We start from the raw sequence: 1,796 nt of genomic DNA, 5'->3' as shown, positions 1-1,796 counted from the left end.
ACCTGGAACACCTTGATGGGACTCATGGAATGCCTTTCTGGAGTGGTCATCTGCTGTCGGCGGCGGCCAGTTCGGCGGCGCTTCCGCCCCTGCCGTCGGGATAGAACTTCATCGCCCACTGGCGGATGGCGGTGAACCCCGCCAACTCGGAGCTCGCCAGCGCCGGCGGGTCGGAATACCGCTGATGTGCCCAGATGTGGATGTCCTGGCTGAACTGCCGGATCGCCTCGGCACCGAATTCGTGGGCCTTGGCCTCGGCGCGCGCAGGATCTCGGCCCGACTGGTCGGCAGGCCGGCCGATGTAGACCATGAACCGCACATCGGAGGTGAACTCGTCGACCGGGTGATCGCCGAGATGGTCCGGTTTGTCGATCATTCCCCAGCTCTTGGTCACCGCGATTCCGAGCCCGCCGTTGATCGCCTCGACGCCACTGTCGATGTCTTCGATCCTCTGACCGCCGTCGCCTTCGAAGGTGATTGTGAAGTCGACGTAGGACACCGGCCCGTCGAAGTCGTGGCGGGTGAACACGGGCACGATCGGGGTGTTGTGCACGTACTTGAAGTGGGCGAAATCCACACCGTTCTCCAGCACGTACTGCGGGTGCATCTGCAGGCCCTGCCGGAACAACCGCTGCTGGGGAAAATAGTCCGCGGCACTGCTGTCATCGCCGAAGTCGGCGAAGATGTCGGGCGCCTCGAAGAATGGGTCGCGGTCCTCGATGTCGTGCCAGATGTAGACCGACTCGTTGCGCTCCACCACCGGGTATGTCTTGATGCGGCGGCCACGGTTGGGCCGGTCCTCGTACGGGATGCAAACGTTGCGCCCCTGCTGGTTCCACTGCCACCCGTGAAACGGGCACTGCAGCACCTCACCTTTGACGGTGCCGCCGTACCCGAGGTGCGCGCCCAGGTGTTCGCAGTAGGCGTTCATCACCGTCAGATCACCGGACTCGGACCGCCAGGCCACCATCTCCTGGTCGAAGTACTTCATCGTGTGCACGCCGCCGACGGCGATCTCATCGGACCACGCGACCTGAAACCAGCCGGTGGGTTTCATCGACAGGGGTGGTTTGGCCATCGACAATCCCTTCGCGTCCGGCGGCGGTTTCGATGAATGGTAGAGCAGTCTATGAAACAAACATAGTGGGTTCTACGACACCTTCGCTATCCTCGGTCCATGACCGAGGTGGCCGAGCCGACCGGGGTGCCCGCGCGCCGCACGAACAGGCGCGGCCAGGCGACCCGAGAGAACATGCTCGAGGCCGCCCTGCGCTCACTGGCCTCGGGAGATCCCGGGTCGGTGTCGGCCAACCGGATCGCCAAGGACATCGGCGCCACCTGGGGCGCGGTGCAGTACCAGTTCGGCGATGCCGACGGGTTCTGGGCCGCGGTGCTGCACCGGACCGCGCAGCGTCGCGCCGAGATCTTCTCGACGGTGGACGAGGACGCACCGCTTCGCGACCGCGTCGCGGGCATCATCGACACGCTGTATCACGGCCTGGCGGAACCGGATTCGCGTGCGATCGAGAATCTTCGGGCGGCGCTCCCCCGGGATCGCACTGAACTCGAAAGGCTCTATCCCCAGACCGCCGCCGAACTGTACTTATGGGGGCAGTCGTGGCTGCAGACCTGCCGCAACGCGTTCGCCGGCCTCGACATCGACCCCGAACGGGTCCGCGAGGTGGCCACCCTCATTCCCGGCGCGATGCGTGGCCTGGTGTCCGAGCGCCAGCTGGGTTCCTACGCCGACCTCGACGTCGCCCGCCGCGGCCTGGCCAACGCGCTGGTCGCCTACC

Annotated in this window: 2 protein-coding genes; one reads left to right on the top strand and one right to left on the bottom strand. The window is 65.6% G+C overall.

Annotated elements, in window-relative coordinates; all coding sequences use genetic code 11:
• Window positions 1-46: 46 nt before the first annotated feature.
• Window positions 47-1,078, bottom strand: a complete 1,032-nt coding sequence (locus WA944_RS06775) for a Rieske 2Fe-2S domain-containing protein (protein ID WP_526373771.1) — start codon at window positions 1,076-1,078, stop codon at window positions 47-49.
• 99 nt (window positions 1,079-1,177) lie between these two features.
• Between WA944_RS06775 and WA944_RS06770 the strand changes: the two genes are divergently transcribed.
• A partial coding sequence (locus WA944_RS06770) for a TetR/AcrR family transcriptional regulator (protein ID WP_526646628.1) occupies window positions 1,178-1,796 on the top strand: 619 nt, incomplete at its 3' end.

Origin of the sequence: Mycobacterium sp., from assembly GCF_049683355.1 — a bacterium.
Classification (GTDB): domain Bacteria; phylum Actinomycetota; class Actinomycetes; order Mycobacteriales; family Mycobacteriaceae; genus Mycobacterium.
Note: the sequence above shows the minus strand (reverse complement) of the source record. Positions and strands in the feature narration are given on the sequence as shown.

Bases quoted from the DNA above. Each gene is read 5' to 3' on its own strand.
- WA944_RS06775 (WP_526373771.1), bottom strand. From the start codon at position 1,078: ATGGCCAAACCACCCCTGTCGATGAAACCCACCGGCTGGTTTCAGGTC.